Below are 18,312 nucleotides of genomic sequence, written 5' to 3'. Positions count from 1 at the left end.
TTTATTTTGACAACATACAATATTTAAATAAATTTAACTTCTATGGCGTCGCCGTGATATTTCTTGAACGAGGCGTCATAGAATTCGATATTCGTATAACGAAATAATAATTCGGTAATTTCTTTTTTCAGAATTCCTTTTCCGTAACCATGAATTAAAATCAATCGAATTTGACTTTCGAACATGGCACGTTCCACCTCATTTCGAGCAACATCTAATTGCGTTTGTATAATTTGCGCATTATCCAAATCACGCCAATTATCAACCAGATTTTCGATATGCAAATCAATTTCTCGCGTTAAATACGGATGACGATGAGATTTGCGAAAAGTCTTAAATTTTGGTTTCGAAAATTCTTTAATTTCTTTATCGCGATATTCTTCATAGTCAATTTCAATATCTTTGATGATTTCGTCTTGATGATACTCATATTCAAAACCAAATTCATCATTAAAGTAAACAAAATCACCTTTCAATTTGGTAATTGTTCCCGAAATATTATCATCTATCACTTTAACTTTTGTTCCAATTTTGAACATTTTCTACTTTTTCTGCAAAATTAAGAATTATTTCATGAGTTTTTAGATTGTTGTATTATTCAATTCAAAATCAATGTTGTATTTTTGTCTATTAAACTAACCAAATGTCAAATCAACCTAGAAAAATAAAAGTACTTTTTAGGCTTCGTTCGTTAGAAATGGGGGGAGTTCCTAGAGTAGTTTTAGATTTATTGCGAAACTTACCAAAAGATAAATTCGATTTTACTTTGATGCTTAATTTATATCAAGGCGAATTAATCAAAGAAATTCCGACTGATATAAAATTAATTGTTGTAGAAAAAGGAAAAGAACAGATGAGCTCTAATTCTTCTGTACAGAAATTACAATTAATTTGGCGACGAATGAAATTAGAAGTTTACGATAAATTTCCTTCAATTTTATACAAATTAAAAGTTCCAGAAAAATACGATATTGAAGTTTCGCCTGGTTATGCAGAATTTGATATGGTGTTAAATTCTCCTGATAAAAAATCAAGAAAAATAGGCTGGTTTCATACAGATGTTGGATATGATAAAGATCAAGAACGTGTTTTGAGTAGAATTGAAAAAATGAAACGTTTTGATTTTATGATTTTTGGCTCGAAGCAAACACGTCAAGTAATCGAGGATTTGTATCAAGTTACCTATCCAAAATCGACTGTTATTTATAATGTGATAAAAGTGGATGAGGTTTTGAAAAAAGCCGAGCTTTTTGAGTATTCTTATGAAACAGATTTACCCGTTTTTTCTTCTATGGGAAGATTACATCATCGCAAAGGTTATCATACATTGATGAGGGTGCATAAACGATTATTAGATGATGGTTTTAATCATAAAATAGCGGTAATTGGTGGAGGAAACGAAATGGAAAATTTGATCAATCAACGTAAAGAACTAAATGTTGAAGATTCTTTTTTATTGTTAGATTCTCAAACCAATCCTTATCCTTATATTAAAGCATCTGATTATTTTATTTTGCCAACACAATCTGAGTCATATCCATTGGTTATAGGCGAAGTAATGTGCATGCGAAAACCAATTATTTCGACAAATGTTGGTGGAATTGCAGAAATGATAGATAATGGAGTAGATGGAGTTTTAATTCAATATAATGAAGATGAAATGTACGAATCGATGAAATCTTTTATGACGAATCATGATTTGGTTCAAAAAATTATTGAAGGAACTGAAAATGCGTACAATAAATTTGATGAAAAAGAGATTTATCGTCAAGTTTCTGAAGTTTTCGAACAGCAATATCAAATCAAATTAGAGAATGAACGAGGTTAAAATTACCATTGTCACACCTTCTTATAATCGTGCGCATACGTTGACGCGTGTGTATGATTCGTTAAAAAATCAGACATTCAAAGATTTTAAATGGATTATTATGGATGATGGTTCTACTGATAATACTAGAGAAATTGTTGAAAATTTTCAATCAGAAGGTCTAATTAATATTGAATATTTTTGGAATGAAAATCAGCATAAATTCATTACTGTTTTTGAAGGAGTCAAAAAAGTAAGGTCTAAATATTTTATGATTGTTGATTCAGACGATTCTTATCCTGAGAATGCTTTACAAACATTATTTGATGAGGTAGAGAAGATCAAAAACCAAGACGAATATATTTCTGTAATGGGATTGTCGCAATATACAGATGGAAAAATAGTTGGTAATCAATATCCAAATAATGGATTTGATGGTTCAATTTTCGATATGCGTTACAAGTATAAAGTACGTGGTGATAAGTTTGGGATTTTTATAACAAAGACTTATCAACAATTGTTGAAAAACTTTGATTGTTCACCTTATAAAAGCAAAGGTTACATTACACAATCGGTGTTTTTTAATACCTATGATGCTGATGGAGTGAAGACTAGATTTGTGAATAAAGTTGTTCGTAACTATCATTTGGATGAAGAAGATGCTAATTCTATTTCCAATACACGCTGGTCGGGAAAAAATACTTTTGGATTGATGGAAGGTTATCGATCTTTTCTAAATTCTTATGGAACAAAACTATTTGGATATCCAAAAGCTTTAATTCGTAATTTGGTTGGATATCAAGTTTATTCGATAATCAACCATCGAAATTTGTCAGAAATAAACAAAGGATTGAAGTACTTTAAATTGTTGTCGATATTGCTTTATCCGTTGTCGTATTTATATTTAAAATTGAAGTAAAGACTAATTGTAATTTTATAAAATAATATCTTAAGTTAGATATTAAAAATGATGAACATTTTTGAAAAAGTAAATGCTAAACTATTTAAAACTTATACGTGTTAACCAATGGGTGAAAAATCTATTTGTTTTTTTACCAATATTTTTTTCGGGAAATTTATTGAATATCGATTTGTTTATTGAGTCGTTTTATGGCTTTTTAATTTTTTCTTTTGTCGCGAGTAGTATTTATATTATCAATGATTATGTTGATATAGAGAAAGATAAAAGACATCCCGAAAAGAAAAATAGACCACTCGCAAGTGGTAAAATATCGAAGCAAAATGCTTTAATTCTATTTGTTATTTTAGTCATTGTAACATCAATTTTGATTTATTTTTTTGGAAATAAACAGGTCGAAATTCTTGTTGGAATTTACTTTTTTATGAATTTAGCTTACTCATTCAAATTAAAACAAATTGCAATTCTTGATGTGATGATTATAGCATTTGGATTCTTACTAAGAGTTTTTGTTGGCGGCTATATGACGGGGATTTTAGTGACAGATTGGACGATTTTATTGGTTTTTGATTTGGCTTTGATTTTAGCTTTAGGAAAACGTAGAGGGGAATTAATCAACGCCGAACTAGAAGGTATTACAAGAAAATCGCTAGACGGATATAATCTCAATTTTCTTAATTCTGCCTTAGCTATAACTTGTACTGTCGCTGTAATTTGTTACATGATGTTTATTCTTTCCCCAGAAACACAATCCAAATTTCATCATTATATTATTTATACTTTTGTCTTTGTTTTTGCGGCAGTTTTACGTTATTTACAACAGACATTTGTTTTTTCGAAAACAGAATCTCCTACAAAACTAATTTTTAAAGATCATTTTTTACAAATTCTAATTATAATGTGGGGAATTTGTTATGTATTATTGATTTATTTTAATCATGGAAAATAAAAAATTAATCCCAGTTGCCAATTGGGGACTATATCCATCTATAAAAGCCAATGTTGTCTCGCCAACTACAATTTTAGAATTTCAGGAAGCAATTCTTTCAAATGAAGAAGTTATTGCGAGAGGAAATGGTCGTTGTTATGGAGATGCATCATTACAAAATACAATTATTTCAACATCGAAATGGAATAAATTTATCGATTTTGATCGCGAACATGGAATTATAGAAGTTGAATCTGGAGTTTTATTATCAGATATTTTAGAAGTTTCAATTCCGGCAGGATATTTCATTTCAGTCACTCCTGGAACCAAATTTATTACAGTTGGCGGAGCAATTGCATCAGATGTTCATGGAAAAAATCATCACATCGATGGTTGTTTTTCTGATCATTTAATTCATTTCGATTTAATGATCGAAAATGGAGATATTTTACATTGTTCAAGAAATGAAAACACAGATTTATTTTGGGCAACAATAGGAGGAATGGGATTGACAGGAATTGTTATTTCTGCTAAATTTATGTTGAAAAAAATTGAGTCAGCATATATTCGAAATGAAGCAATTCAGGCAAAGAATTTAGATGAAATTTTCGATTTGTTCGAATCTTCTGAATCTTGGACATATAATGTTGCGTGGTTAGATTGTTTACAAAAAAGAACTTCCTTAGGAAAATCGATTATGTTGCGCGGCGAACATGCGACTTTAGGCGAGTTACCTCAAAAATTCAAAAAGAATCCTTTAAAAATTAAGAAGAAATTAAACTTAAATATTCCATTTTTCTTTCCAAATTTTGCGTTAAATCCTTTATCAATTAAGATTTTCAATTGGTTATATTTTAATAAACAAGGTAAAAAGCATTTGAAAAATTATGTGGATTACGAAACATTTTTTTATCCGTTAGATGCTGTTCATAATTGGAATCGTATTTATGGGAAAAATGGATTTATTCAATATCAATTTGTGATTCCAAAGGAGACGGGAAAAGAAGGAATGCGAAAGATATTGGAAACAATTGCTGCTAGTGGAAATGGTTCTTTTTTAGTCGTATTGAAATTGTTTGGTGATAATAATCCAAAAGCGTATAATTCGTTTCCAATGAAAGGATATACCTTGGCTTTAGACTTTAAAGTAAACAATAAATTAGAAAAATTAATTGCAAGTTTAGATAAAATTGTGATGGATTATGGAGGACATATTTACCGAACAAAAGACGCGATGTCCAATCCAGCCTTGACAGATTATTTACAACATATCGATTCTCCAAAATTCGAGTCGATGCAAAACGAACGTATCAATAGATTTAAGCAAAAATGATAGTAATAGGATCAAATTCTGATGTAGCAATAGCTTTTGTAGAAAAGGTTTTGAAAGAAGGTAAACGTTTTTCGATGGTTTATTTATTTACATCAAACATCGAAAAAACAAAGAAATTAGCACTACATTTTTATGCAAAATATGAGCAAAAATGCGAGATTGTTCATTTCGATTTAACAAAAGAAAATGATTATTCTTTAATTTCTCATATCGATTCTGAATTATTGTTTTGTGCAGCTGGATATTTAGGGAAAAATTCGGAAGATGGTTTATATGACGATTGGAATACAAAGCAAATCGTAGAAGTTAATTACTCAAAATTAATTGTCTTAATTAATCATTTTGCGCAGAAATTCGAAGCAAAAGGTTCGGGAACTATCATTGGATTGTCGTCTGTAGCTGGTGAACGTGGTCGTCAAAGCAATTTTATTTATGGATCTGCAAAAGCTGGCTTTACAGCTTATTTAGCTGGTTTGAGAAATTATTTATTTCATAAAAAAGTTCATGTAATGACGGTTATTCCAGGATTTATGGATACACAAATGACAGCTGATATCGAAACACCAAAACCATTAACTGCTCAACCAGATCAAGCGGCTAATATTATTTATAAGGCTTATGTCAAAAAGAAAAATATTGTTTATGTGACATTTTTATGGTGGGGAATTATGATGATAATTCGTAATGTTCCTGAATTTATTTTCAAAAAAATGAAAATGTAATGAATCGCAATTTATACCTTTTTGATTTTGATGGAACATTAACTTGTAAAGATACCTTATTCGATTTTTTAAAATTCTCTTTTCCTAAAGTTTACTTCTTTAATTATCTGATATTTATTCCATTATTTATCGTTTCAAGATTGAAGATAATTGATGCTGGTTTTGTAAAAGAAATGTTCATTTCGAAATTTTTGAAAGGAAAATCTTATGTTGAAATTAATCAATTAGCTCAAAATTACTTTGAACAAAATCATCAAGAATTAATTTATTCAAAAGCTGATGAATATATTAAATCGTTAAGTAATTATAATGATAAATTTATCGTTTCGGCTTCAATCGATTTTTGGATTCAACCTTTTGCAGATTATTATGAAATGGGACTAATTTGTACCAAAGCAAAATATGATGAACAAGGCTTTTTTACAGGGAAATTTGCTTCACCAAATTGTAATTACCAAGAAAAAAAGAATAGAATCGAGAAAGAAATTGATTTGTCTTTATATGACCAAATCATAGCTTTTGGTGACACAAAAGGTGATGAAGCAATGTTTTCGATCGCCACAAAATCTAATTTTAGATATTTTAATTAACTCATTTACCAAAAATAATCTCCTATTAATTGCATTACGAATGTTTGTAGAAGAGCAATATAAGCTATGTTTTTTAAAACGTTTATATCCTTTACATTGATTAATAGTAAAAGTATATAAGGGTAAAGATAAAGGCAAGCTCTTGCTGTTTCTCCTGTTCCATAGGCACCTGTCAAAAACATTAGCATTAAAGAGAGGAACGCTATTATTGGCAAATAAAAATTAATTTCATTCTTTTTAAGATTAAATACTTTTGGGGTAAATAGGTAGGCGAAAAAACCAAAAGACAAGAAAAGTAATATTTCACTAATGTTCTCTAAACGTGTAAAAAGATAAACAATTGGTTGATGAAATCCTCTAAAACCATTAGGGTTTTCAAGTTTTGAAGCATTGAAAAAAGCTTCAATATGGTTATAATCAAGTATTAATTGAAGTAATAAAATATAGAAAAGAAATAAGATTCCTACAATTATAAAGTTAATGATTGTGTATTTATTTTTTTCAATAATTAATTGATATATTGATAATATTGCAGCAACACAGGCAAAAAAAGTTCCACTAAATGATATACTATTTGCTAAAGAAAATCCAACAAATGCTAATAATATTCCTTTAATATTTATAGAATTCGATCTTGATATGATTAACATTCCATATAAAAAAATTAAACTAAAAAATAGAAACACAGCATCTATTGATACAATACTATAAATGTTTACAGCAGGAATAAGTGCAAAAATTAAGAGAAGAATATTTCTTTTAGAGTTTTCTATTTTGAAAAAATCAATAATTTTTACCAAAGGAAAAAATGAACAAAGTGAAAGAATAGACATTCCGATAGCTAAACCAAGTACTGATTCGTTAAATATTTTGTAAATAATATATTGTATCCAAACAGCAAAAGGAGGATGTGTTTTGGCATGCATTGTTAAAGTATCTTGTATCTCATTATAACTTGAAATGAATGTATAACCATTTTTAATTTTAACTACATCATGAAAGTATTGAAAATCAGTATCAAGAAAAGACCTTAAAAAAGTTTGATGGATTGAACCTTGAGCTAGGTTTCCAAATATTATTAACAAGATGTAAGCAATAAATAATTTTAAAATACTTAGATGATGATAATTTTTTAATGCGAATAGACCTGTTAATAAAAAAAATATTGAAAATAAAACACCTTGAAAAGTGATAGTAGAAAAATATACGACACTTATTGGAAAAGTAATTCTAGAACCAGTAAAAAAATGGTTTTCGTTTAAAAAATAATTCAATCCAACCATCACAATCCATCCTATAATTAATAATCCTATAATTTTGAATGGGCTTGTTTTTAGAACTGATTTAAAATTTTCTAACATAGTTTTAGGTTATTTTAAGTAATTTATTTTTAAGGTTTCACAAAATTATTAATTTTGCACAAACCTAAACTATGAAAAAGAAAATATTAATACGTATTGGCTCACTTCGTCATGGAGGTGCTGAAAAAGTATTGGTCACTTTTCTCAAAAATCTTTCACCAGAAAAATACGAAATTGATTTGTTGTTAAATCTTTATTCGGGTAAATATCTCAAAGATGTGCCGTCTTGGATTAATATCTATTATTTGAATAAAGGTGAAATGATTACGACAAATCGTCCGCAGGATATTCCGCAAAAAGCTTTTCGAGTGATTTATCAAAAGATTTTGTCATCGTTTCCAAAGTTGCTTTACAAATTTATTTTACCGAATAAAAAATACGATATAGAGTTTGCGGCAATTCATGGAATGGCAGATGAAATCTTCAATTCTTCGATTAAATCTTCTAAAAAAATAGTTTGGATTCACAATGATTTGTCGAATATTCCTGAATATACAACAGTGCGATTGAAAAACTTTTTCAAGTTTGATCAAATTCTAGTGATTTCAGAAAAGATTAATCAATTATTTTTAGGTTTAGCAAATTCAGATGAACAAAAACAAAAAGTGGTTCGTATTTATAATCCTATTGATGTCTATGAAATTAAAAAGTCAGCATTAGAACCTTGTGAGATTCAGAAAAAAAATGATCAACCTACATTTGTTTCAATTGGAACAGTTTTTCCACAAAAAGGATTTGATCGTCTATTGAGAGCGCATCGCAAATTGTTAGACGAAGGTTTTCAACATCAAGTTTGGATTGTTGGTGACGGTTACGATTTTCCGAATATCAAAAAATTGGTTGAAGAATTAAAAGTTGAAGAAACTGCACATTTAATTGGTTTCAAAGAAAATCCTTATCCATATTTTGTTAAAGCCGATTATTATATTTTATCCTCTCGTTACGAAGGTTATCCAACAGTTTTGTTTGAAGCGATGGTTTTAGAAAAGCCAATTATAGCAACAGATGTTTCGGGAGTTAGAGAAATGTTGAATGATGGTGAATTAGGTTATATTATCGATAATGAAGAAGAAGCAATTTATGATGGAATGAAATATTTTATTCAAAATCCTGAAATTGCTCATAAATATCAACAAATCATTGAAGGAAAAACATTACCTTTTGAGTTGGGTAATGCAGTAAATTCAATTGAAAAATATTTAAACTAAATTATGAAAACAATTATTCAGAAAGATTTTTATCGAAACTTTGGATATTGGACAAATTCTCCTTTCTTGAAAGGTTTTATGAGTCCAGGTTTTCGTTTCATTTATTTTTTAAGAAAAGCTCAACAATATTCTGCAAAACATCCTTTAGGATTAGTTTATCGTTTGTTGTTGCGTCGTTATTCGATTAAATATGGTTATCAAATTTCTGCAAAAACAGAAATTGGAGCAGGGTTAAATTTAGGACATTGGGGAACCGTTGTCGTTAATCCGAAATGTAAAATAGGGAAAAATTGTAACATTGCGCATGGCGTTACCTTAGGTCAGACAAATAGAGGTAAATCGAAAGGTTTTCCAATTTTGAAAGACGATGTATGGGTTGGTACAAATGCCGTAATCGTTGGTGGAATTACAATTGGAAATAACGTGTTGATTGCGCCAAACAGTTATGTGACGCAAGATGTGCCAGACAATTCGATTGTGACAGGAAATCCAATGCAAATTATTTCGAACGAAAAAGCTACGGAAGGTTATATTAATAATAGAATTGAATAAAATTTTTTGAAAACAATACTTTTCATATTGCCAGATCTTAATCAAGGTGGTGCAGAGCGAGTAATTACAACGCTTTGCAATGAATTGGATCGAACGAAATTCTGTCCAAAATTGGTGTTGTTTAAAAAAGAAGGTTATTATTTAAATCATTTGAAAGATGATGTTGAAATTATTGAATTAAACGTTTCTCGAATTCGTTATTCGATTTTCAAAATTATTCCGTTGATTAAAAAGTTAAAACCAGAAATTGTTTTTACAGGTTGGGGGGAAATTTCAGCTTTTTTATCACTAATCATTTCATTTTTTCCGAAAACGAAGTTTATTACAAGAGAAACAAATGTGGTTTCTGAACATGTAAAACGTAAAGAGATTCTATTTTTTTATCGATTTTATAATAATTTTCATCAGATTATTGCGCAAAGCGATGATATGAAAAATGATTTGATTGAGAATTTTAGAATTTCGGAAAATAAAATTGTAAAAATTAATAATCCAGTTGATTTTGATTTGATTAATCGATTAAAAATAGAAAATATTACTATCGATTTTGACACGAGCTATAAAAATATTGTGGCAATTGGAAATCTTTCACCACGAAAAGGTTTTGATCTTTTATTAAATGTGATGAATGAATTGAAAGGAGAAAATATACATTTAACGATTCTTGGTGATGGAGCTTTTAAAGATGAGCTAGCTCAACAAAAAGATGAATTAGGTCTAAATAATGTAACCTTTAAAGGAAAAGTTTCAAATCCATTTGTTTACCTAAAAAATGCAGATTTGTTTGTACTTTCTTCTCGTTACGAAGGTTTTCCGAATGTTTTGTTGGAAGCTGGAGCTTGCGGAACTTATAGTTTGGCAAATAATTGTCCAGGAGGAATCAATGAAATTGTGCAAGAAGAAATTAATGCAAAAATTTTTCCAATTGCAGATTCTAAAGGTTTTGCAAAAAAAATAAAAGAAGTTTTGCAAGAGAATCATTCAGAAGAACAAATAATTTCGAGTATTCATTCAAGATTTAGTAAAGAAAAAATAATTCAACAATACGAATCAATTTTTGATAAAATATAATGTCAATTCAGCCTAAAATATCAGTCATTGTACCAGTTTATAATACCGAAAAATATCTTTCGAAATGTTTAGATTCGATAGTGAATCAAACGTTGAAAGATATTGAAGTGATTGTTGTAAATGATGGTTCTAAGGATGATTCTCAAGAAATTATTGATGAATTTGTTTCAAATGATTCGCGCATAATTTCTATTCAGAAAGAAAATGGAGGGTTAAGTGATGCGAGAAATTTTGGCATTGATAAAGCGAAAGGAGAATTTATTGCTTTTGTTGATTCTGATGATTACATTGATGTAACGATGTTCGAAAAAATGGTTGATTTGAGTGTGCAACATCAGTCAGAAATTGTTTTGTGTGATTTGGTAAAAGTTGATGAAAATGGAACTGAATTTCGTGATTTACCGCAATCGCCTCAATTGCCAGAAAAAATAGTTTTATCAAATGATTTTACGATTTTTGGAGAAATGAGTTGCTTTGCTTGTAATAAAATCTTCAAAAAATCGTTGTTCGAGAATCATCGATTTAGAAAAGGAATTCATTTTGAGGATATAGAATTGATTCCGAAATTGGTTTTAGATTCGAGTATTATTTCTAAAATAAATGAACCTTTTTATAAGTATTTCGAACGACAAGACTCTATTACAAAAACACATACGGAGAAAGGTTTGGATATGTTTGTTGCTGTAAATGAGGTGATAAATTATTTTTATCAGAGTAAATATAATACATTTGCAACTGAGCTAAAACGTTTTCAGATCATACAAGGGTATTATTCGTATTTGGCTTATTTGGCTTATGTGAAAGATAAAAATTTGAAGCGTAAAATGTTAAATGTTTTGAATGACTTTTTAAAGGCAAATAACTTAACAAAAAAAGAACTTAAAAATTATAAACGTTTTGACAAAAACTATTTAAATTCATTACCATTGAAAAAACGATTTTTTTACTATATAGTCTTAATTAATCCTCAACTATTACTTAAATTCTAATCTGTAGTGAGTTTTATTTATTTATTCATATTTGCATTTCTACTTGTTGCATCTTTTTTAGAGTTTTCTAATAAAAAGGTTAGTAAACAATTATATATATTAATTGTTGTGATAATGTGTTTAACTGCTGGATTGGGATACGCATTGAGCCCTGATTGGGTAGCTTATTTTGATACTTTTAATGCATTGGCTTACGTAAATTGGTCAGAGTTTGGTCGTTTTGCCTATATGGCAGGTATGGAGAAAGGATATTTAGGCCTGAATAAAATACTTGTTGATTATGGTTTTGATTTTGGGATGCTTACATTAATAGTTGCAACAACTTCTCTTATTCTAAAGACAACAACTTTCTATAAATACGGAGGATTTCCTTTTTTAGTATTATTTATTTATGCGATGCCGAACTTTATGTTCGAAGAGCATGTACATATTAGGCAAGGTTTAGCAAATGCAATTGCACTTTATTCTATACGTTATGTAATCGATCGTAACCTAATAAAGTTTGTGATTTGTATTATAATTGGATTCCAATTTCATGAATCTATTATTGTTTTTGTACTTGCCTATTGGATTGCTCCAATGAAATTTGACGAAAAATTTATAGGTTGGATCGTTTTATTTTCAATTATAGGGTTTTATACTGGATTAAATTCAATCATAGAGGTTATCATGAACTTTATGCCTATTGGGCAAGATAAGTTTGAGAGCTATCAAAGTGATTTATACGCACAAGGCGATGGGGTGGCTATAGGAGATTTTGTAAAAATTATTTCTATTCTATCCATTATCATTTATAATAAATATGCTGTTCACGATAAATTGTATTGTTATTTCCGAAACTTATTTGTTTTTGGTGTACTACTTTATTTCTTCTTAGGGAAAGGAATTTTTGGTATTCGATTACCAGGTTTTTATTTAGTTTTTTTAGGTTTAACGGTAGGGAGATTGGTGTATGTTTTTGACGGAGATAAATTTAAACGAAACTTTATATATTTAAGTTTTGTATCATACACTGTCTTGTTGATTTTTTGGTTCCAAGTAAAGCAAGGACATAAATCAAATTTTGGAAATTATCGAACTATTTTTAATAAAGAGGCCGTGTACGGATTATGGAAATGGAATTAGTATCTATTGTAACGCCTTGCTATAATTCGGAAAAGTATATAGCGGAAACTTATCAATCAATAAAGGCACAGACTTATTCTAATTGGGAATGGCTTATTGTTGATGATTGTTCAACTGACCGTTCGGTTGAAATTATAAAATCGTTTCAAGATCATCGAATTCATTTAAGTAGTCAAACAGTTAATCAAGGTGCTGCAAAAGCAAGAAATATAGCACTTTCCAAAGCAAATGGAAGGTACATCACGTTCATCGATAGCGATGATTTGTGGTTACCAGATTTTTTAGAAAAAACGATCAATTATTTACAATCAAATGATGAGCAATTAGTTTACACAAGTTATAAACGAGTAGATGAAAATTTGCAACCCTTGTTAGCAGATTTTATTGCGATTGATAAAATTGATAGTAATCGAATTTTATACAACTGTCCAATTCCGATGTTAACATCTGTTTACGACTCCAAAACTATAGGGAAAATTACTGTTCCTGATGTAGAATTAAGAGAAGATCATGCGATGTGGATTGATTTGTTAGCTAAAATAAATTACGCAAGAGCAATTGAAGAACCCTTAGCTATTTATCGAATTAGAGATAATTCTGTTTCGAGGGATAAATTTAAAATAGCAAAAAAACAATACGATGTCTATAGAAAATATTTAAAAATGAATTTTTTTAAATCTTCTTATTACACTTTTTTTTGGGCATTGAATGGATTAAAAAAATATGGAAAACTTTAAATTATTAGACTATTTATATACACTGGATATTTCTCCAATTTACATCAATATTTTGGGTGCATTTTTTTTTGCATTGACTATCACTTTGATTTCTATCCCTAAAATAATTAGAATCTCTTATAGAAAACAATTAATGGATGTGCCAGGAGAGCGTAGTTCGCATACGAATAAAGTTCCTACCTTGGGAGGTGTCGCATTGTACTTTGGTATTGTGGTTTCGACTTCTATTTTTGCAACAGATTTAGGTGTTAATTATTCCTTTTTTCTATCGGCTATTACCATCTTGTTTTTTATAGGATTAATGGACGATCTATTAGTTGTAGCTCCAGATAAAAAATTATATGGTCAGATAATAAGTACCATTTTAATTATTTTTGGTTCTGGTATAATGATTAAGTCATTTTCAGGACTTTTTGGAATTTATAGAATACCATACGTTGTAGGTGTATTGTTAACGATTTTTGTATTCATTGTTTTGATTAATGCTTACAATCTTATTGACGGAATTGATGGACTTGCAGCAGGTGTAGGTATTGTGATAAGCTTATGTTTTGTGTATATTTTTTATCGAATTTTTGATTATGGTATAGGTATACTTGCCATTAGTACACTTGCCGTTTTAATAGGTTTTGCGCGGTACAATCTTTCCAAAAAATTTAGAATATTTATGGGAGATACTGGATCGATGGTCATAGGTTTTATTTTAACCTTTATGGCGATTCGATTTCTTTACATTAGCGAAACCTCCAATCTTGGCTTAAAAACTGGACCAGTACTTTTACTTTTTATCTTTGTGATTCCTATTGTAGATACTTCTTATGTTTTTACTGTACGATTACTCAGAAAAAGAAGTCCATTTGCACCAGATAAAAACCATTTGCATCATCAATTTCTAAAATTAGGTTACAATCATTTGCAAACGTCGATCATTTTAGTATTAATTAACATTTTTTTTATATTCGTTGGGTATTATTTTAGAAATATTGAAATTAATAAACTATTTTTGGTCTTTATTGTTTTATCAATAAGTTTTGTTATCTCTCTAAGATATATTGTAGTATTAAAAAATAATAAAAACATATCATTATAAAAAATGCTTTACTTAAAATCAACTTTAACCAAAACCGCTATTTTATTGATCATCATGAATTTATTTTCATGTATATCACTTAAAGATGTTCAATTAATTCAACCAGATCAAAATTTAAAACTTGATGCTAAAGGGAAAATCGCTTTCGATAAACCAGAATACTATATTCAAAAAGGGGATCGCATTTTAATCAATGTTTCAAGTGCTTCTAAAGAATCTATGGGGATTCTAAGTGATTTTATTTCTTCAGGAAATCAAACTTTTGTACTTGGAGAAAATTCAGGGGTATTAGTTAGAAAAGATGGAAATATAGAATTACCTCGAATTGGGAATATACATGTAGAAGGGTTCACCATAGAACAGGTACGTAAGATAATTCAAGATGAATTTTATAAAATTTATGATGAGAAAGGAACTTTTATAGATGTAAATTTAGCAGGTATAGAATATACTATAGTTGGAGAGGTTAGTCAAGGGACATTTCGGGCAAATAAAAGAGATTTAACCATTTTAGAAGCTTTCGCTAAAACAGGATCTAATAATATATATGCAGACCTAAAAAATGTTCGTATAATCAGAACAGATTTGGATGGAACTAAGCAGGTTTATGTGGACTTGACAAAAGAATCTATTATGAATTCAGAGTATTATTGGATTCAGAATAATGATATTATTGTTGTTAATCCACGTAAAGAAAAAGTTTGGGGAGTTGGCCTAAACCCATTGAGTGTTGTTACAACCGTGATGGGAGCTATTGCAACTATTTTAGGAGTTTATTTATTTTTTGATAAAATTTAAGAATGGCGAATACAATGAATAATCAAAAAAGTAAGAAAAAACAATCTGACTTTATTGATGTAGAAAGGTTAATACCTAGGTTACTTAATGCATGGCCATTATATATAATATCAATTCTGATTGCTCTAGCAGTTGCTTATTATTTAAATAACTGGAAACTCAATAAAATTTATTCAGCTAATACAACGTTTAAAATAAAGGATAATAGTTCGGCGAATAATTCTTTAGCCTCTAACTCTATTAATTTTATTTGGGGAGGAAATGCAAATAAAATTGATGGGTTATCATATACATTAACTTCTCGTATTCATAATGAGAAAGTTGTAAAAAGAGCAGAATCTTATATCTTCTATACGGAAGAGGGACGTTTAAAAAAATCTAATATATATAAATTAGATGCTCCTTTTCATGTTCATATTGATACATTACATCAACAAGTTGCATATGTTGATGTTAAAGTAAAACCTAAAGATCATAACTCTTTTTATTTTGAAGTCGAGAACAAAAATGGTTCTTTATATCAGTTTACTAAAGATAGTATTATAAAGTCTGACGAGTTGAATTTACCTAAAATTGGTTATTATAATCAATGGATGGTAGGTAAAAACTATAAAATAATGTTGACTCGTTCAAATGTACCATTTTCTGAAAGTTCAATATCATTTAAATTAGTTACAGTTAAAGATGCGACAGGAAGAGCAACTCAAAATTTTAATGTTTCAAATCCATCAAAAATATCAAGTATAATAGCTGTTTCAAAAAATGCTGAAAGTTTAAATGAAGCAGTTGATCTTTTAAATAACTCTATTCAAGTTTTAATAGAAAATGAATTAGCAGAAAGAAATTTATCAGCCTACCAAACACGTAAATATTTACAAGAACGAATCGCAGCTGTAAAGCTTAAGCTGGATAGCGCGACAGATAATTTACAAGAATTACAAAAGAAAACTGGAGTTTATAATTTCGATACAAAAAAAGGTGAGCTTTTAGGGAAACTTACTGAATTAGATAAAGAACGCGTAACTGTAGAAGAGAAAATCAATGCATTACATCGTTTAATGCCTAAAAAATCGAGTAGTGTTGATAATTTAATTGCGCTTAATATTGCTGGTCTTGATGTTTCTTATTACATGACGAATGTAGATCAATTAGAAGGTCTCGAGAATCAGCGTGAGCAAATGCTTAAAGTCTATAAATCTAATACGGATGAAATTAGAGAGATTGATCGTCGATTAGCTAAAACAAGAAATAATATTTCGAATGTAGTTAATGCACATTTACAAAAGTTGAATACAGATCTATCCATGATTAATGCTAAGTTAGCGGAATCTGAATTCAAAGCGAAAGATTTACCTTATGAAGAAATTGAATTCGTGGAAGCAAATCGCGGATTTGAATTAAATAGTACATTATATTCAACTTTAATTAATCAATTAAATACAACTGATTTATCTTTAGCATCTATCGTATCTGATATCACGATTATTGATCCAGCTAAAAATCAAGGTCAAGGTTCTATTTATCCAAATCCGCAGCGTAATTATTTAATAGCTTTGGGAATTGGTTTATTGATTCCTTTGATTTATGTTGTGATTAAAGAATTATTAGACTTCAAAGTTCGTGTTTTAAAAGATATTACAAGTCGTACACATATTCCAATTATTGGTTTAGTTGGTCCTTTGGGAGATAATTCACCTTTAGTTGTAATCAACAATCCAAAATCAGGAATTTCTGAATCGTTTAGATCAATTCGTTCTAATCTGAAATATTTATACAAGAATCCAGGACTTGAAGATCATAACAAAACGATTTTAGTGACATCATTTATTGGAGGTGAAGGTAAAACTTTCAATGCGATGAATATTGCGAGTTCACTTGGTTCTATGGATAAGAAAACGGTTCTGATTGGATTAGATTTACGTAAACCAAAAATCTTTGATGATTTTAACATTAATAATAAAACAGGAGTTACAGACTATGTTGCGGGTGATTTAGAGTTAAATCAAATTACACAACGTACAATTTTACCAAATTTAGATATTATTACAGCAGGTCCAATCCCTCCAAATCCTTCAGAATTGATTTTGAGTAATCGAATGGATCAATTATTTGCTGAGTTGAAAGAGAAATATGAATTCGTAATTATAGATTCACCGCCAATAGGATTAGTAACAGATTCGTACGATTTGATGCGTTACGCAGATTGTACATTGTATGTAACACGTTACAACTATTCTGAGAAAAACTTTATCAATGCAATTTCGAATAAATACGATGAAGGTGAAGTTTCGAATGTCGGAATTATATTCAACGATTTCCAAATTAAAACTGGTTACGGTTACGGATATGGTTATGGATACGGTTATGGATACGGTTACGGATATGGCTATGGTTACGGATATTTTGCTGGAGATGAGAATTTTGATAATTCATCGTTTGGAAAAATAAAACGTTTAGCTTCTCGAATTAAAAGTAAATTCTTTTAATTGAAATGATCTTAAAGAACATATTTGATTATATACTTTCATTAATCCTACTAATATTTTTAGTGGGATTAATTGTTTTGTTAATTATCATAAGTTCTATCGATACCAATCAATTTGGAGTTTTTACACAAAAAAGAGTTGGGAAAGACGGAAGATTTTTCAATATTTATAAAATCAGAACGATTAAAGGAATTTCTAAATCGACAATAACAACCGATCAACATCAAATTACCAAAATTGGAAAGATTCTTCGAGATTATAAATTAGATGAATTACCTCAATTATTCAATATTTTAAAAGGAGAAATGAGTTTTGTTGGTCCTCGACCTGATGTCGCTGGTTATGCAGATAAATTGGTTGGAGAGAATAGATTGATGTTGAAAGTTAAACCTGGAATTACTGGTCCTGCTCAATTGAAATATCGTAAAGAAGAAGAAATTTTATCCAATGTAAATGATCCAATCAAATATAATGATGAAATTCTTTGGCCAGATAAAGTCAAAATTAATGTAGAATATGTAAAGAATTGGAGTTTTCGACAAGATTTGATTTATATGTTTCAAACAATATTCAAAAAATAAAAAGAGAATCCTAAA

General features: G+C 29.1%; 18 protein-coding genes. 16 read left to right on the top strand and 2 right to left on the bottom strand.

Going from position 1 to position 18,312, the window contains the following annotated elements; genetic code table 11:
• Positions 1-23: 23 nt before the first annotated feature.
• Positions 24-539 (bottom strand): hypothetical protein, encoded by a 516-nt coding sequence (locus tag B4E95_RS08470; protein WP_291091140.1) that lies wholly within the window; start codon positions 537-539, stop codon positions 24-26.
• Between the two features lie 104 nt (positions 540-643).
• On the opposite strand from B4E95_RS08470, the gene B4E95_RS08465 reads away from it, so the two are divergent.
• The 6 genes from B4E95_RS08465 (at position 644) to B4E95_RS08440 (ending at position 6,299) form a co-directional block, all read left to right on the top strand.
• Entirely contained in the window at positions 644-1,828 is a 1,185-nt protein-coding gene (locus B4E95_RS08465) for a glycosyltransferase (protein ID WP_291091139.1), read from the top strand.
• Positions 1,815-2,726 (top strand): glycosyltransferase family A protein, encoded by a 912-nt coding sequence (locus B4E95_RS08460; protein WP_291091137.1) that lies wholly within the window; start codon positions 1,815-1,817, stop codon positions 2,724-2,726. Before B4E95_RS08465 ends, B4E95_RS08460 begins: the two co-directional genes overlap by 14 nt.
• A 73-nt stretch (positions 2,727-2,799) precedes the next feature.
• Positions 2,800-3,675: a UbiA prenyltransferase family protein gene (locus B4E95_RS08455; RefSeq protein ID WP_291091135.1), complete on the top strand. Its 876-nt coding sequence runs from the start codon at positions 2,800-2,802 to the stop codon at positions 3,673-3,675.
• Entirely contained in the window at positions 3,665-4,987 is a 1,323-nt protein-coding gene (locus B4E95_RS08450) for an FAD-binding oxidoreductase (RefSeq protein ID WP_291091134.1), read from the top strand. The genes B4E95_RS08455 and B4E95_RS08450 overlap by 11 nt, the downstream gene beginning before the upstream one ends.
• The gene (locus B4E95_RS08445; protein ID WP_291091132.1) at positions 4,984-5,709 is read left to right on the top strand and encodes an SDR family NAD(P)-dependent oxidoreductase; all 726 of its coding nucleotides are present in this window, start codon (positions 4,984-4,986) and stop codon (positions 5,707-5,709) included. Before B4E95_RS08450 ends, B4E95_RS08445 begins: the two co-directional genes overlap by 4 nt.
• Complete coding sequence (locus B4E95_RS08440; RefSeq protein WP_291091130.1) at positions 5,709-6,299, top strand: HAD-IB family hydrolase; 591 nt, start codon at positions 5,709-5,711, stop codon at positions 6,297-6,299. Before B4E95_RS08445 ends, B4E95_RS08440 begins: the two co-directional genes overlap by 1 nt.
• A gap of 5 nt (positions 6,300-6,304) precedes the next feature.
• Here the strand turns inward: B4E95_RS08440 and B4E95_RS08435 are convergent, their stop codons facing one another.
• Positions 6,305-7,660, bottom strand: a complete 1,356-nt coding sequence (locus B4E95_RS08435; RefSeq protein WP_291091128.1) for a hypothetical protein — start codon at positions 7,658-7,660, stop codon at positions 6,305-6,307.
• Between the two features lie 71 nt (positions 7,661-7,731).
• On the opposite strand from B4E95_RS08435, the gene B4E95_RS08430 reads away from it, so the two are divergent.
• Genes B4E95_RS08430 through B4E95_RS08385 form a run of 10 tightly spaced genes read left to right on the top strand, consistent with a single transcriptional unit; the run spans position 7,732 to position 18,297 of the window.
• The gene (locus tag B4E95_RS08430; RefSeq protein WP_291091127.1) at positions 7,732-8,868 is read left to right on the top strand and encodes a glycosyltransferase; all 1,137 of its coding nucleotides are present in this window, start codon (positions 7,732-7,734) and stop codon (positions 8,866-8,868) included.
• Between the two features lie 3 nt (positions 8,869-8,871).
• The gene (locus B4E95_RS08425) at positions 8,872-9,420 is read left to right on the top strand and encodes a serine O-acetyltransferase (RefSeq protein WP_291091125.1); all 549 of its coding nucleotides are present in this window, start codon (positions 8,872-8,874) and stop codon (positions 9,418-9,420) included.
• Positions 9,421-9,447: 27 nt separating this feature from the next.
• Complete coding sequence (locus B4E95_RS08420; RefSeq protein WP_291091123.1) at positions 9,448-10,491, top strand: glycosyltransferase; 1,044 nt, start codon at positions 9,448-9,450, stop codon at positions 10,489-10,491.
• On the top strand, positions 10,491-11,480 hold the full coding sequence (locus B4E95_RS08415; protein ID WP_291091121.1) for a glycosyltransferase family 2 protein: 990 nt from the start codon (positions 10,491-10,493) through the stop codon (positions 11,478-11,480). Before B4E95_RS08420 ends, B4E95_RS08415 begins: the two co-directional genes overlap by 1 nt.
• A 6-nt stretch (positions 11,481-11,486) precedes the next feature.
• Complete coding sequence (locus tag B4E95_RS08410) at positions 11,487-12,605, top strand: EpsG family protein (RefSeq protein ID WP_291091119.1); 1,119 nt, start codon at positions 11,487-11,489, stop codon at positions 12,603-12,605.
• On the top strand, positions 12,596-13,342 hold the full coding sequence (locus B4E95_RS08405) for a glycosyltransferase family 2 protein (protein WP_291091117.1): 747 nt from the start codon (positions 12,596-12,598) through the stop codon (positions 13,340-13,342). The genes B4E95_RS08410 and B4E95_RS08405 overlap by 10 nt, the downstream gene beginning before the upstream one ends.
• Entirely contained in the window at positions 13,329-14,432 is a 1,104-nt protein-coding gene (locus tag B4E95_RS08400) for a glycosyltransferase family 4 protein (protein ID WP_291091115.1), read from the top strand. Before B4E95_RS08405 ends, B4E95_RS08400 begins: the two co-directional genes overlap by 14 nt.
• A gap of 3 nt (positions 14,433-14,435) precedes the next feature.
• The gene (locus tag B4E95_RS08395) at positions 14,436-15,230 is read left to right on the top strand and encodes a polysaccharide biosynthesis/export family protein (protein ID WP_291091113.1); all 795 of its coding nucleotides are present in this window, start codon (positions 14,436-14,438) and stop codon (positions 15,228-15,230) included.
• A 14-nt stretch (positions 15,231-15,244) separates the two neighbouring features.
• On the top strand, positions 15,245-17,716 hold the full coding sequence (locus tag B4E95_RS08390) for a polysaccharide biosynthesis tyrosine autokinase (protein ID WP_291091111.1): 2,472 nt from the start codon (positions 15,245-15,247) through the stop codon (positions 17,714-17,716).
• 5 nt (positions 17,717-17,721) lie between these two features.
• Positions 17,722-18,297, top strand: a complete 576-nt coding sequence (locus B4E95_RS08385) for a sugar transferase (RefSeq protein WP_084106904.1) — start codon at positions 17,722-17,724, stop codon at positions 18,295-18,297.
• The last annotated feature ends 15 nt before the right edge of the window (positions 18,298-18,312 follow it).

The organism is Empedobacter sp. UBA7494 (assembly GCF_002478465.1).
GTDB classification, from domain to species: domain Bacteria; phylum Bacteroidota; class Bacteroidia; order Flavobacteriales; family Weeksellaceae; genus Empedobacter; species Empedobacter falsenii_B.
This window is presented reverse-complemented; position numbering and strand designations above follow the sequence as displayed.

What these genes read in the sequence shown, in the direction of transcription:
- B4E95_RS08460 (WP_291091137.1), top strand. Translation starts at nt 1,815, where the DNA reads ATGAACGAGGTTAAAATTACCATTGTCACACCTTCTTATAATCGTGCG.
- B4E95_RS08430 (WP_291091127.1), top strand. Translation starts at nt 7,732, where the DNA reads ATGAAAAAGAAAATATTAATACGTATTGGCTCACTTCGTCATGGAGGT.
- B4E95_RS08395 (WP_291091113.1), top strand. Translation starts at nt 14,436, where the DNA reads ATGCTTTACTTAAAATCAACTTTAACCAAAACCGCTATTTTATTGATC.
- B4E95_RS08450 (WP_291091134.1), top strand. Translation starts at nt 3,665, where the DNA reads ATGGAAAATAAAAAATTAATCCCAGTTGCCAATTGGGGACTATATCCA.
- B4E95_RS08425 (WP_291091125.1), top strand. Translation starts at nt 8,872, where the DNA reads ATGAAAACAATTATTCAGAAAGATTTTTATCGAAACTTTGGATATTGG.
- B4E95_RS08385 (WP_084106904.1), top strand. Translation starts at nt 17,722, where the DNA reads ATGATCTTAAAGAACATATTTGATTATATACTTTCATTAATCCTACTA.
- B4E95_RS08470 (WP_291091140.1), bottom strand. Translation starts at nt 539, where the DNA reads ATGTTCAAAATTGGAACAAAAGTTAAAGTGATAGATGATAATATTTCG.
- B4E95_RS08440 (WP_291091130.1), top strand. Translation starts at nt 5,709, where the DNA reads ATGAATCGCAATTTATACCTTTTTGATTTTGATGGAACATTAACTTGT.
- B4E95_RS08445 (WP_291091132.1), top strand. Translation starts at nt 4,984, where the DNA reads ATGATAGTAATAGGATCAAATTCTGATGTAGCAATAGCTTTTGTAGAA.
- B4E95_RS08465 (WP_291091139.1), top strand. Translation starts at nt 644, where the DNA reads ATGTCAAATCAACCTAGAAAAATAAAAGTACTTTTTAGGCTTCGTTCG.
- B4E95_RS08405 (WP_291091117.1), top strand. Translation starts at nt 12,596, where the DNA reads ATGGAATTAGTATCTATTGTAACGCCTTGCTATAATTCGGAAAAGTAT.
- B4E95_RS08455 (WP_291091135.1), top strand. Translation starts at nt 2,800, where the DNA reads ATGCTAAACTATTTAAAACTTATACGTGTTAACCAATGGGTGAAAAAT.
- B4E95_RS08390 (WP_291091111.1), top strand. Translation starts at nt 15,245, where the DNA reads ATGAATAATCAAAAAAGTAAGAAAAAACAATCTGACTTTATTGATGTA.
- B4E95_RS08415 (WP_291091121.1), top strand. Translation starts at nt 10,491, where the DNA reads ATGTCAATTCAGCCTAAAATATCAGTCATTGTACCAGTTTATAATACC.
- B4E95_RS08435 (WP_291091128.1), bottom strand. Translation starts at nt 7,660, where the DNA reads ATGTTAGAAAATTTTAAATCAGTTCTAAAAACAAGCCCATTCAAAATT.
- B4E95_RS08400 (WP_291091115.1), top strand. Translation starts at nt 13,329, where the DNA reads ATGGAAAACTTTAAATTATTAGACTATTTATATACACTGGATATTTCT.